This window comes from Synechococcus sp. OH30 (assembly GCF_047462175.1).
Taxonomy (GTDB): Bacteria; Cyanobacteriota; Cyanobacteriia; order Thermostichales; family Thermostichaceae; genus Thermostichus.
In genome coordinates this window covers 1-12,801 of sequence record NZ_JANSIP010000015.1, presented here as the reverse complement: position 1 = coordinate 12,801, position 12,801 = coordinate 1, and the positions used below count along the sequence as shown (strand labels likewise).

Annotated in this window: 8 protein-coding genes and 1 tRNA gene; 3 read left to right on the top strand and 6 right to left on the bottom strand. The window is 61.0% G+C overall.

Translation table 11 applies throughout. The features are described 5' to 3' along the window. Nucleotides 1–196, top strand: a 196-nt coding sequence (locus NW830_RS11330) for a hypothetical protein (protein WP_414404703.1), incomplete at its 5' end; no start/stop codon positions are given. Nucleotides 197–199: 3 nt separating this feature from the next. Then, nucleotides 200–1,258, top strand: coding sequence for a Holliday junction branch migration DNA helicase RuvB (gene ruvB / locus NW830_RS11325; RefSeq protein WP_414404702.1), 1,059 nt, complete (start codon nt 200–202; stop codon nt 1,256–1,258). Nucleotides 1,259–1,294: 36 nt separating this feature from the next. Here the strand turns inward: ruvB and NW830_RS11320 are convergent, their stop codons facing one another. Continuing rightward, nucleotides 1,295–3,994 (bottom strand): phycobilisome rod-core linker polypeptide, encoded by a 2,700-nt coding sequence (locus NW830_RS11320; RefSeq protein ID WP_414404701.1) that lies wholly within the window; start codon nt 3,992–3,994, stop codon nt 1,295–1,297. A 313-nt stretch (nt 3,995–4,307) separates the two neighbouring features. Between NW830_RS11320 and NW830_RS11315 the strand changes: the two genes are divergently transcribed. After that, nucleotides 4,308–6,356, top strand: coding sequence for a glycosyltransferase 61 family protein (locus NW830_RS11315; RefSeq protein ID WP_414404700.1), 2,049 nt, complete (start codon nt 4,308–4,310; stop codon nt 6,354–6,356). A gap of 5 nt (nt 6,357–6,361) precedes the next feature. Here the strand turns inward: NW830_RS11315 and NW830_RS11310 are convergent. From NW830_RS11310 to NW830_RS11290, 5 genes are all read right to left on the bottom strand, one after another. Then, nucleotides 6,362–6,445, bottom strand: a tRNA-Leu gene (locus NW830_RS11310). 43 nt (nt 6,446–6,488) lie between these two features. Then, a complete protein-coding gene (locus NW830_RS11305; protein WP_414404699.1) occupies nt 6,489–8,459 on the bottom strand; it encodes a tetratricopeptide repeat protein in 1,971 nt (656 codons plus the stop codon). A gap of 520 nt (nt 8,460–8,979) precedes the next feature. Further along, nucleotides 8,980–10,545, bottom strand: coding sequence for a carotenoid isomerase (gene crtH / locus NW830_RS11300; RefSeq protein ID WP_414404698.1), 1,566 nt, complete (start codon nt 10,543–10,545; stop codon nt 8,980–8,982). Between the two features lie 97 nt (nt 10,546–10,642). Continuing rightward, entirely contained in the window at nt 10,643–11,581 is a 939-nt protein-coding gene (locus NW830_RS11295) for an ABC transporter permease (RefSeq protein ID WP_414404697.1), read from the bottom strand. After that, entirely contained in the window at nt 11,575–12,726 is a 1,152-nt protein-coding gene (locus NW830_RS11290) for an ABC transporter ATP-binding protein (protein WP_414361236.1), read from the bottom strand. Before NW830_RS11290 ends, NW830_RS11295 begins: the two co-directional genes overlap by 7 nt. Nucleotides 12,727–12,801 lie beyond the last annotated feature (75 nt).

The following is a 12,801-nucleotide window of genomic DNA, read 5'->3' as shown; positions in this document are numbered from 1 at the left end:
CACGAGCGGAATGCGCACAACTTCCCGCTGGATTTGGCGGCGGTGGAAGTGGCGCCGGCTGTTCGTGGCTAAGACCTACCCAGCCCAGTTGACCTCTACACCCCTGGCCCCGGCCAGGGGTTTTTTTGGGGCTGCTGTAGTCCTTTTCCCCTGCGACCTCTTAAAGTTGAAGTTGGGTCATTGCCTCTGGGGGTAACCAATGGCGATCATTTCTTCTCGGGATCCCAGGCAGCAACAGCAAGAAGAGTTGCCTCTTGACGAAAGCAAAGCCGGAAGGAGGTTGCTGCAACCCCAAGCTCAGCCCGGCGAAGCTCAAGAAGAATCCCTCCGCCCGCGCACCCTAGCCGAGTACATCGGCCAGACGGAGCTGAAGGAAGTGCTCTCGATTGCCATTGCGGCAGCCCGCGCTCGCGGGGAGCCTTTGGACCACTTACTGTTCTACGGGCCCCCTGGATTGGGCAAGACCACAGTGGCAGCGGTACTGGCAGCGGAGATGGGATCCCGCTTCTACATGACCACGGCGCCAGCGCTGGAGAGCCCCCGCGACATTGCTGGCTACCTAGTGCGCCTTAAGCGGGGCGATGTGTTGTTTATCGACGAGATCCACCGCCTGCCCAAGGTTACTGAGGAATTGCTCTATCCGGCAATGGAGGATTTTCGCCTCGACATTACCCTTGGCAAAGGTCGCTCTGCCCGCATCACCTCTATTCCCTTGGAGCGCTTCACCCTCATTGGGGCCACCACCCGCATTGGCGCTCTGACTTCGCCGCTGCGGGATCGCTTTGGTCAGGTGCAGCGGCTGCGCTTCTATGAGCCCCACGAACTGGCGGAGATTGTGTTACGCAGCGCTCGCCTCTTGAACACCTCCATTGATCGCGCAGGAGCTGAGGAGATTGCTCGCCGCTCCCGAGGCACCCCTCGCATAGCCAACCGCCTCCTGAAGCGAGTGCGCGACTATGCCCAGGTGCGGGGCAATGGCCACATCAGTCGTGAGGTTGCCATTGCTGCTTTGGAGTTGTTCCAGGTGGATCCCATGGGCTTGGATTGGACGGATCGCAAGCTCCTGACGGTACTGGTGGAGCAGTTTGGGGGAGGGCCCGTGGGCTTGGAGACCATGGCCGCCGTGACAGGCGAGGATCCCCAGACCATCGAGGAGGTGTACGAGCCCTATCTCCTGCAAATTGGCTATCTGCAGCGCACACCCCGCGGGCGCGTAGTTACCCCTGCTGCCCTGAGGCACCTGGGCTACGCAGCCTAATCCTCACCCCTCTCCCCCCAGGAGGAGGGGGCTAATCTAGCTGCGATCGTCTTTCCTCACCGGTCTGAAGCTGGGTACCACCAACTCTTTGTTTTGCTTGGTCAGGCGGCCATACAGCTCCTGGGTGTTGGGGAAGTTGGCCGCTGGCAGGGTGGGGAAGCGGCGGTAGGGAACCGTGTCCTCGCCAAAGAGATCCCGGTACTCCTGGGTGTTGAGGAGGGCCCGCACAAAGGCCTTCAACCCCTGGGTGGCCAAGATCTGGTTGTACTTGCGGATCTCCTGCTGATTGAGGGGCGCGCGGCCTAGGAAGTGCTTGGTGCCCAGCTCAATGACCTTGGTGTTGGGGTAGGGAGCGTAGAACTCAGCGCGGTACAGTTCAGAGCACCCCAGCGCCTCGATGAACTCCTTGACGGTAATCTCACCATTGCGCAGCTTGGACTCGGCGGAGCTGAGCTCGGCGCTGATGTTGTAGATGTCCATGTCCCGCTCGAAGACCTGCCGGTAAGCAGCGCGGATGAGGTTGTTGACCTCCGCTTTGTTGGCCAGGCTGGTGAGCTTGAAGACAGGGATCTCTTGGCGAATCCTGGGCACTCCCTGCTGGACTCGCCGCTGGATTTCCAGCTCGCCGGAGGGCTTGTCCTGGGGCTGGCCCAGCTTGACAAAGAGGGGGATATCGTCGTCGGTGCGGATGGGCCTAGTAACCACGGCCATGTCGCTGGATCCAGGGCGCATCCGCCGCAGGGCCAGGCCGCCGGGGGTGAGGTAGCGCTCGTAGGGCACGATATCTTCCCCGAAGACCTGCTGGTACTCCTCGCTGTCGAGGATGGCGTCCACCACGGCGTAGAAGCCCTGCTTGGAGGCAATGTCAAACAACCGGTTCATCTCCTGCCGGCCGTAGGTGGGCCGACCCAGCAGCTTGCGGTGGATGAACTCGATGGCTTTGCAGACGTAGAGGCTAGACCAGTACTTGTTGCGGAAGAGATCCGACTTGGCCAGTTGGCGGACAAACTCCTTGACGGTAATCTCGCCCGACTCCAGCTTGATCTCCCAGCGGGTGAGTCGTTGGCCTTCGTAGGGCACATAGCCGTACACCTGCTGGTAGCAGGCGCGGATCACCGCCTGGGTGGATCCCTCGCTGCCCACGATGCCGGCCCGCACCCCTAGCCGCCGGCTGCGGTCGCTGGGGGTTTGGGTAAGCTTGAAGACTTTGGGGCCAAGGCTGCCGGGATCCCCTACTGCCTTGGGGTTGGTGCGGGCATTGGTGAGGGCAAAGCCGCGCCGGATAAGAATGCGCTTGACATCCTTGGTGAAGGGAGCGGGACTGGCCTTGAGGGAGCGAGTTTCTTTGGGGAAGATGGCACCAAACTGAATCTCCAGCGGGTCGTTGCCAACGCCATAGGGGTGCTGATCCGGCAGGGGGCGGTTGTAGCGGGCAAAGAGGGTGATAAATTGGGGCACCTTGCGGCGCGGAGCCGCGTAGTTGTAAAGGTCGAATTTGGGCCCCCAGTTGGCGCTGGTTTGGGCTTCCACCCCCAGCTTGCGCAGGTAGGGCACCGTCTCCTCGCCAAAGTAGTCACTGTACTCGCGGCTATCCACTAGGGCATCCACTAAACCCGCCAACCCCTTGCTGGAGACGATGGCAAAGTAGGTCTGCACCTCCTCGCGGGTTTCTGGGGCCCGTCCCAGGAAGTGGCGGAAGGCCAGCTCCACCACACGGCTGTTGATGTAGGGCTCGTAGAACTGCTTGCGGTAGAGCTCCGATTTGCCCAGGCGGCGGATAAACTCCTTCATGGAGATCTCGCCGTTTTTGACCTTTGACTCCAGGTCGGCCAGCTTAAGGCCATAGGCGCGGCGGATATCCCGCTCGAACACCTGGCGGTAGGCGGCTTTGATAACCTCCTCTTTCTCCGCGTTGGAGAGGCCCGGCTTCATGGCAAAGACGGGCACTTTTTCGGCTGCCAAACTGTAAACCTGCGGCAGCTTGAGTCCCTGCAGAGGCAGACCGTCGGCGGTGCTGGCGTTGCGCTGCCGCAGCTTGTCGGAGGGAGCAGGGGCAATGAACTCGCTGAGCAGCACATCAAAGTACTGGTTGATGATGGCCACGGCCTCGGCATCCTTGCGGAAGTAGCTGGCCGAGGCCCGCTTCATCTCCTGGAGGGCGACAATGGTGGCCTCAGCAGAGCAAGCATTTTCGATAATCTCCCGCAGGCCGCGGGTGTTAACCACAAGGATATTGGGATCCCCAGCCACCAGGGCATAGGTGACGTAGCGCAGGAACCAGCTCAGATCCCGCAGCGACTTGCGCATGTTGGCAGCCCCGTAGCGGGGGATGTTAATGGGACGGAAGTTGGGTGGGATCTCCACGCCGCTGGCGCTAAAGAGGTTGCGGATAGCCTCGATGAAGCCACCCGTGGACTCCACGTAGAAGGCAGTACCTAGCTTAAAGGCTTCTTTCTCATCCTGGGTGGCTTCTGGCCGCTCCAAATAGGCCATGGGGGAGCCGCCGGTGAAGATGCGGTTGGCTGCCCGACTGACAATGATTTCGGAATTGGCGGCAATGACCTCGGCAATCTCTAGCCGTTTTAGGCCAGTGGAGAAAAAGTCCTCGAGGCGGTCCAGCTCGGTGCGCGACAGGTAGCGATCCTGTTGCTCCGCCTGGGAGATGGTCGAGAGGGGCAGGGTTTGGTAAAGACGCAGACTGGAGACGACTGCGCCGCCGGATGCGTTGATACCCATCGGTCTCTTAAACTCCGTTTATTGAAAAACTGCCAACAAGGGCCAGGGACGATGCCATCATAGGACAAGGGCTGACCCCTGGACTCAACTAGACCGGTCCCACGTTCCTCTCGGAGCTGGGGAGGAATGGACGCCGGATCCCTGAGGAGGAAGCCAAGCCTAGAATACTAGGGGGATGCGCCAAGAGGGGGGAGGTTGTTGCAGTTTGTAACACTTGTTCTCAGCCCCCTTCTTGTTGAAAACCATGGCCTCTAACCCGCTTGCCCAGCTCCCCAACCCTCTCCGGACAAGTTGGGAGCAGGGCTGTTACGAGTTGGTTGCCCAAGAGCTGCAGCAGCAGCTGGAGCAGGGATCCCAACGGCCAGAACTGTACTGGGGCTTGGGAGCTGCTTACCTACTCCTGGGGCGGGAGCTAGAGGCGCAGCTTGCCTGGCAGGAGGGTCTGGCCCTCCTAGGGGCCGAAGGGGTGGCCGAAGCTGAGGCTACCCGCTGCTGGGCAAGGGGACTGCAGGAGCTGGCTGAGGGGCTGTGGGAAAGGGGGCAGTGGCCGCAGGCGGCGGCTTTGTATCGGCAGTTGCTAGAAAGTGGCGCTGCCCCAGAGGCGGCGTTGGCGGCCCATCGCCTTGGCCTAGTCCAGGAGCGCAGCCGACTGTGGCTAGAAGCAGCAGAGTGGTTTGAAGAGGCCTGCCGCCGGGATCCGACGGCCACGGAGAGCTTTTGGCGCTGGGGCCTGGCCCTGCTCAAGCTGGGCCGGTTGCGGGAGGCCCTCTCCCCTCTCCAGGAGGCAGCGAGGCTAAGGCCAGAGTGGGGGGATCCCTGGGTGCAGATGGGCCTGGCTTGGCTGGATCTGGGGGAGCTGGAGCAGGCGGTGGCCTGCTTTCAGGAGGCAGCGGCGCGGGGCACCCAGACAGCAGAGCTCTACAGCTACTGGGTAGAGGCTCAGGTGCGGCAGGATGACCCGCAGGGGGCCTGGGAGAAGTTCCGGCAGGCGCTGGCTGCCGAGCGGGAGTGGCTACAGGCCTGGTGTGAGGGCAGCGGCAGAGACAGTCGGCTGCGGCCGGAGCTGGAGCAGGCCCTACAGGGCTCCCCGGGCAGCCTTTGGCAGGAGCGGTACCGCGCCTGGCAGCAGCGCTGGCTCCCTGCGCAGGCAGCCCTTCCTTCCCCAGCCTGCCAGAGCCCACCGCCCAGTGCTGGCAACCCCCTGCCAGTGCCCAGCCAGGGTTACCTCACCACCCGGCAGTGGCACCAGGCCACCGGCGAGGGCAGCTACCAGGTGCTGGATCCAGAAGGGGTTCTCTGTCTCCAAGCTCCTCCTACGGCTGACCCTGCCATTGGGCAAAAGCTGCGCTCGCAGCGGATCCCCTTGGCCGAGACCTTTGTTGCCCAGATTCCGCAGGGATCCGTGCACGTGGGCCACTATCCCCGCCACCTCTACGCCAGCTTTGCCAGCGCCGTGCTTACCCGTAGGGGTGAGTTGCTGGCCGATGTCTCCCCCAGCTTGCCGCCGCCGGAGTTTCTCGACTGGGACTGGAAGCCAGAGCACCTGGAGCACCACCCCGTCTTGGACCTACCCCACCTGGGGCCGCCAATTTTGCTGGAGGGCTCTGTCGCCCTCTTGCCCCTGGGGGCGGTCAACTACTTCCATTGGATGGTGGACATCCTGCCCGCCCTCGATCTCCTACGCCGCTCCGGCGTCCTCGAAAAGGACATCCCCCTCTTGGTTCACGGCTACCAGGGCAAGCCCTTTCAGGTGCAAAGCTTAGCTGCCTTGGGGATCCCACCAGAGCGCCTCCTTAGCTTTGAGCAGGCGGGGGGATCCCATCTGCAAGCGCAGAACCTGATTGTGCCCTCGCTGGCGGGGCCGGTGGGGTGTCTAACCCCTAGGGGCTGGAAAGTGCTGCAGCAACTGGCTCCTCTGGGGCAGGCGGCGGGGCTACCGCGGCGGATCTACATTAGTCGTCGGGCTGCCCGCTGGCGGCGGGTCATCAACGAGGCAGAGGTTCTCGAGGCTTTGCGCCCCTGGGGATTTGTGCCCGTGCAACTGGAAGCCCTTTCTCTAGCCGAGCAAATAGCCTTGATGCAAACAGCAGAAGCAGTCATTGGCATCCACGGAGCGGGCCTGACCAACCTTGCCTTTTGTCAACCTGGGACTCTTGTAGTTGAGATCTTCCCCCGCAATGCCGTGCTCCCCTACTTCTGGAGCCTTGCCCAGGTGGTGGGACTAGACTACTTCCCCCTGCTGGCTCCAACCTGCGACCCAGCCCTGGTGGCTCTACTGGCTAGCCCAGAGTTGGATCGGGAGGATGCCTGGGTGCCGATCCCGGACTTGCTGAACCTGCTCGAGCAGACAGGGCTGCGGTGAATCTATGGGATCGGAGGGACTCGAACCCTCACGTTCTTGAAGAACAACGGATTTTAAGTCCGTAGCGTCTACCATTCCGCCACGATCCCTGGAGGAGCTGTACCACTCTACCAAACTGTTTGCTGTGGAGGGCTAGGAGGCTTCTATAGGGAGAGTATGACATGCCAGCTTCTGGGAGACAGCCTGGTGCAAGAAATGGGCCAGGGCTGCCACACAGTCTCGATCCTCAAAGAGCAGGTCGCGCCGCTGTTGGATCTGCTGGGAGATTTGCTGCCGAAATTGGGGATCCGTTCCCAGTTGGACGGCCAACTCTTCGTAGCGCTGAAGGTCTTGGGCAATTAAGAGATCAAGGCCCATCCTTTTGAGGATGGCATAGGTGTGGCGGCCCCGCAGGAACCGGCCAGGGCAGGTCACTACAGGCAAGCCGGCAGCAACGGCTTCCAGGGTGGTGATCCCGCCCGACCAGCCGTAGGAATCCAGCATAATATCGGCGCAGCGGTTGAGATCCAAGTAGTCTTGATGATCCAGTTGGGGCAAGATCAAGCAGTAGTCTTCCGCAGAAAGGCCATAGGCGGAGAAAGTTCGGGAAAGACGCTGCCAAAAGTGTTGGGCAATGGCAGCATTGGGCAAGGCCAAGAAGACAAATTGAGCGTTGGGCACTCGCTGGGCAATGGCGGCAAAAAGATAGTCATATTGGGGCAGATACTTGCCCAGGTATTGACAGGTAAGATAAACTACTGCGTCTTGGCGCAGGCCAAAGTCCTGGCGGTAACGCCTCTGGCGAGGCAAAATCGGCTTTTCAAAACAAGTACCCAGGCGGGGCAGCCGAACTAGGGTTTCGCTGTAGTGAGCCTGCCCATCTTCGGGCTCCATCAGGTCGCTGGAGAGAAAGTAGTCAATGGTTGAAAGTCCAGAAGTTACAGGATGGGCCCAGGTGGAGCATTGCACTGGGGCTAGCCGCAGAGATGCCAGTTGCAAAATCAGGGGAGAAAGGCCAATTTCCAGATACACCAAAACATCGAGCTGATCCTGCAGAATTTGACGGGCGGCGTCTTCAAAGCCAGTGGGAATGTGGCGAAATACATCGGCATACTGGCGATATTGCTCTGTCATGAAGTCGGTTCTAGGATCCAAATGGTAGGCAAACACCAGAAAAGGCCACTGGGAGCTCGCCTTTAAGTACTTCACCCACCCTAAAGAAAGACGGCTGTAGGAGCAAGCGCGCATCGAGGCCGAGACAAAGCCAACGCGAATGGGATCCCCTGGCCGAGCCTGCCGGGGAAGACAGTGCCAATTGGGGTAGCAAGATTTCACGATGCGCTGCACAAACTGAGCGTATTTTTTCTGCAGCTCCAGGTCGTCGCAGCCCTGGTACTGCAGATGGTGGGGCGTTCCCCAGCTTGATCCTAAAAAGGCAAGCCGCCGCTGCTCTTGGGTGTCCAAGGGCGTCTCCTCAATGAGGCGATCCAGGTGTTCTACAAAGCGAGAGCGAAATCTATGCAGCTCTTCCTCATCCTGATAGAGGGCGGGCAAATAGAGATGGTAAAGCCAGCGAGCTACCACCAAATTGGGATCCAAAGTCCACGCCTTTTCCAGGTGAGCCAGAGCCGCGCTGTGTTCCCCTTGCTCGCGATGGGCTATTCCCAGATAAAAATGCACCTCAGCCCAAGGGATCCCTGCTGCTGGATCTGGATTTTCCAACAAGGAGCTAAGCAAAGGGATCGCCTCTTGATGGCGGCGTAGGTTAACAAGAATCTTGCCGGCTTGCAAAGCAGAAAGGTAAGCCTTGGGATTGAGGCTCAGGCTCTGCCGATAGCAAGATAGCGCCTTTTCCAGTTGCCCCAAAGATTCATAGACAACGCCCAGGTTGTGATGATAGAGGGCTACCCGGGGATCGAGCGCAATGGCCTCGGCAATCAAAGCAGCCGCCCATTCCCCCTCTCCCTTGGCCTGGGCCACCGTCCCCAGCAGATGGAGAGCGTCGGCTTGATCCGGAAACTCCGCCAGAATTTCTAAGTAGATGGCTTCTGCGGTTTGCAAGTCGCCAGCCTGCTGGGCCTGGATCCCGGCCAGAAGCTTATCCGTGGGGGTGAGATCCGACATCGACAACGAGGGAAGCTGGAGATCTTCCCCCACTATAGGCGCTTCAGCCCCCTGAGGCTCATGTTGTCAAAAGCACACAAAAACGGTAGCAGCGGCTCTGCGAGCGCCTCGCCAAATCCCGCAAAGGCCGATTCTTTCGTTGACCCGCTCGATGCCTTGCCCCACAAGGCTTTCAGGCCTCTTGCCCCCCCTCTTCCAAGTTCTTTTTTGTCGTCTTCGACCGACCCCCTCGCAAATGGGTCTTGCATTCCTCGCCCCGCTTGGGTTTAATAGGGGTAGAGTTCCCCCTTCGGGGGGATCCCTAGAAATTGGAAACTTCTTCCATTCGCTTGCCGGCGGCAAGTGAATGGTTGTTCCCCCTTCGGGGGGATCCCTAGAAATTGGAAACGTTGCTTTTGCTTTTTCACGGGGTGGGCCAATATAAACAAGTTCCCCCTTCGGGGGGATCCCTAGAGAGTGGAAACTAAGAGCAACAAACAAAAGCCCCCGCGTTGGCGGGGGCTACTTCTTGGAGGGATCCCTAGGAATTGGAAAGGTCTACAGCTACCCGGTGGGCACAGGCAAACCCGGAGAAGGCGACGGCGTTGAGGCCTTGGCCGGGGAAGGTGCTATCGCCCACGCAGTAGAGGTTGGGAATGGCGGTGCGGTTGAAGGGCATGCCCAAGAGGCCCCAGGGAGTGCCGCGAGGGATGGGGCCGTAGGTGCCGTTAACACGGCCCAAGAAGCGGCGGTGGGTGCGGGGAGTGCCCACCTCCAGCAGCTCAATGTGGGATCCCAGCTCTGGCCAGAGGGCCTCCAGGCGGCGGATAAGGCGTTTGGCTGCCGCTTGTTTTTGCTGCCGGTACTGCTCCGGGCCTAAGCCCTGCCAGGTTTGCATCCAACTGGGGGTAAAAGCGTGAACGATGTGGCAGCCCGGCGGGGCCAGCTCCGGATCCAAGAGGGTGGGAATAGAGACAAAGATCGTGCCCTGCTCCGCCTCCAGGTCTTGCCAATCTTCTAGAAGAATGTGGTGACAGTAGCGCTCGCCAGCCAGAGCCTCAGCCCGCACCCCCAGGTGCAGGCTCAAGAAGCTGGGAGACTGTTGGTAGCGGCTTTGCCAGTGCCGCTCCGCCGCCGGCAGGGATCCCGGCCAGAGGCGCTCAAAGGTATCCCAGCGGGTGGCATTGGAGATGATCTTGCGGGCAAAGAGCTTTTCCCCCCTGGAGAGCTCAACGCCCACGGCGCGGCCCCGTTCTTCCAAAATCCGCCGCACCGGCGCCCCGTAGCGGATTTGCCCCCCACAGGCCTCTAGCCCCTGGGCCAACTTCTGGGCAATCTGCCCCACCCCTCCCTTGGGGTAGTTGACGCCGCCGTAGTGGCGATCACAAAACACCATGCCGGCATTGATCATGGGCGTGCGATCTGCCGGCACCACCGACCAGCAGTAGCACTCCATATCCACAAAGCGCCGCAGCGCCGGATCCCGTAGGTGGCGCCGTGCCACCTGGCCCACATTCACCGGCAAGTAGCGGGCCAAGGTCAGGCAGGCGCGGGGGTGGCCGACGAAAGAGCGCCAGAGATAGCCCCACTCCTCCAAAGAGAGGAGCTCCATGGCGTTGAGGCTGTTGAAGATAGGCCAGAAGCTGTCGTAGAAGCGGCGGATGCTGCCCGCTTCTTGAGGGAAATAGCTGGCTAGCTCCTGCAAAAACTGCTCGTAGTCCCGGTGCACACGCGGGCTAAGCCCCTGGGGCAGGTGGTAGGCAATCTGCACCGGGTCGGGGATGGATTCCAAAGACTGGCCCACAGCAGCCAGGGCGCGGGTGAGCAAGTTGGTGGTGCCTTGAGAGCCCAGGCCAAAGATCATGGAAGCCCCGACATCAAAGCGGTAGATCCCGTTGCCGTTGGGATCCGGGCGCTCAAAGTAGCCAGCGCTGCCACCAGGGATGAGGTATTTTTCCAACACCAACACCTGGTAGCCTTTGGCCGCCAACTGGGTGGCCGCCACCAGCCCGCCGATCCCAGCGCCGATGACAATGACATCCCAAACAGAAGAGGGAGAAGCGGGAGTGGCTGTAGCCAGAGCTCGAGAAGAGAGCGTTTGGGTCAAGGGATCCTTACTAGTGCAATGCCAGTATCTCAACCTAGCAGAGCTTGCCAGCAAGCGGCGCAGGGCACTTGGGCAATCCCTTGGAGCTCGCAACGATTCAGAGCAGGTCTTTGAGGCCGCGGCTGCCAGCATAGCGGCTGTAGGCGTAGATTAACCCCAGACTCAGCCCGGTAACCAAAAAGCTAAGGGCCGCTCCAAAGGGGTAGTCCAGGCTGGCGCCAAACTGCATCTGGATGACATTGCCAATTAACAGGGTCTTGCTGCCCCCCAGCAAGTCCGGTACCACGAACATGCCCAGCGCTGGGATGGCCACCAAAATCAAGCCCGTCGCCAGCCCCGGCAGCGTTTGGGGAAAAAGCACCCACCAGAAGACCTGCCAGTCGTTGGCGTAGAGATCCCGGGCTGCCTCCGCCAGGCGCCAGTCGATGCGCTCCACTGCGGTGTAGAGGGGCAAGACCATATAGGGCAAAAAGGTGTAGACCATGCCCAGGTACACGGCCAGCCAACTGGGGTAGAGAGCTGTCTGCGGCGGGATCCAGCCCAGCCAGGCGGCCAGGCGAGCTGGCCACCCTTCTGGCGCCAACACCACCATCCAGGCGTAGGTGCGAATCACGAGGTTAATCCAAAAGGGCACCACCACCAGGGTCAGCAGGAGATCCCGCTGCCGGGGCGGGTGGGCGGCAATAAAGAAAGCCAGGGGATAGGCCAGGAGCACACAAAAGAAGGTGGTGACGGCCGCCACCAGCAGGCTGCGACCCAGGATCTGCCAGTAGATGGGCGTCCAGCCCAGGGGGCCATAGCCGAGAATGCGCAGGTAGTTGGCCAGCGTCAGGGGCAGTCCCACCTGGCCAAACTCGCCGCGGCTGAGAAAGCTGCAGGCCAAGAGCAGCAGTCCCGGCAGCACCAAAAACACCACCACCCACAGCACCCCCGGCCCGGCAAAGATGAGGCTGTGCAGCAACTCCTGCCAGGGGGTGAGCAGCTCCCCAGCGCGGATTCGGAGCCCCTCTTTGGGAGCAGCGGGTTGCTCTAGCATCGCAGCTCCTCCTGGCCGGGATCTGGCCGCAGCCGCACCAAGTTCTTAGGAGGGAGATGGGCCACCAGGCTCTCCCCGATGGCAAAATCCAAGTCTTCGATGTCAGCGTTGAGGGTGATGGCCTTGAGCTGCTGGCCGCTGACCGTCCGCAACAGGTAGTGGTTTTCTGCTCCGGTGTAGATGAGGTTTTCCACTCGCACAGGCACCTGGTTGGGCAACAGAGGATCCCAGCCCTTCCGGGAAAGGCGGATCTTTTCCGGGCGAATGACCAACTGTACCGGTTCCCGGCTGGCCGTGACCCCCAGGACCTTGAGTTTGCCCAGGGGGGTATCGACACAGTCCGTGCCACAGGCGATCCCTTGGATAAGGTTGCTGGCTCCCAGAAAGTCAGCCACAAAGGCCGTTGCCGGCCGCTCGTACACCTCGTCAATGGGGCCGACTTGCTCAATGCGTCCGGCCCGCATCACCGCCACCCGGTCGCTGGTGACCAAGGCCTCCTCCTGGTCGTGGGTAACGAAAATAAACGTCATGCCCAGGCGGCGCTGCAATTCGCACAACTGCACCTGAAGCTGCTTGCGCAACTTAGCATCCAACGCCGAGAGCGGCTCATCCAATAGCAGCACCTCCGGCTCATTGACCAAGGCGCGGGCCAGGGCCACCCGCTGCTGCTGCCCCCCGGAGAGTTCCTGGGGCTTGCGCTTGGCCAGATCCCCGATCTCCACCAATTCCAGGGCAGCGGCCACCCGCTTGTGCAGGGCCTCCCCTCGCACCCCCCGCATGCGCAGGCCAAAGGCAACGTTTTCCTCCACCGTCATAAAGGGAAAAAGGGCATAGCTCTGAAACACGGTGTTGACATTGCGCTTGTGGGCGGGCAGGTGGCTTACGGGGCGCCCGCGGATCACTACCTCGCCAGCATCGGCCATTTCCAGGCCAGCGATGATGCGTAGCAAAGTGGTCTTGCCGCAGCCAGAGGGGCCCAATAGGCCAAAAAACTCGCCTCGCCGAATCTGCAAGGTGATGCCATCGAGAGCCACGAAGTTGCCAAAGCGCTTGCGAATCCCCTTGAGCTCCACATCCCAGTCAGGATTCTGGGAAAGGCCAGCACTGATGCCTGCCATCGCCGTTAACAGCCTTGCACTACCCATGAACTACCCCACCGCGCAGGCGGGTGGGGTTTCCTCACCCGCTTGACAGCAGAGCTTTTGTCTCTTCTTCTGCCC

What these genes read in the sequence shown, in the direction of transcription:
- ruvB (WP_414404702.1), top strand. Translation starts at nt 200, where the DNA reads ATGGCGATCATTTCTTCTCGGGATCCCAGGCAGCAACAGCAAGAAGAG.
- NW830_RS11320 (WP_414404701.1), bottom strand. Translation starts at nt 3,994, where the DNA reads ATGGGTATCAACGCATCCGGCGGCGCAGTCGTCTCCAGTCTGCGTCTT.
- NW830_RS11305 (WP_414404699.1), bottom strand. Translation starts at nt 8,459, where the DNA reads ATGTCGGATCTCACCCCCACGGATAAGCTTCTGGCCGGGATCCAGGCC.
- NW830_RS11295 (WP_414404697.1), bottom strand. Translation starts at nt 11,581, where the DNA reads ATGCTAGAGCAACCCGCTGCTCCCAAAGAGGGGCTCCGAATCCGCGCT.
- NW830_RS11290 (WP_414361236.1), bottom strand. Translation starts at nt 12,726, where the DNA reads ATGGGTAGTGCAAGGCTGTTAACGGCGATGGCAGGCATCAGTGCTGGC.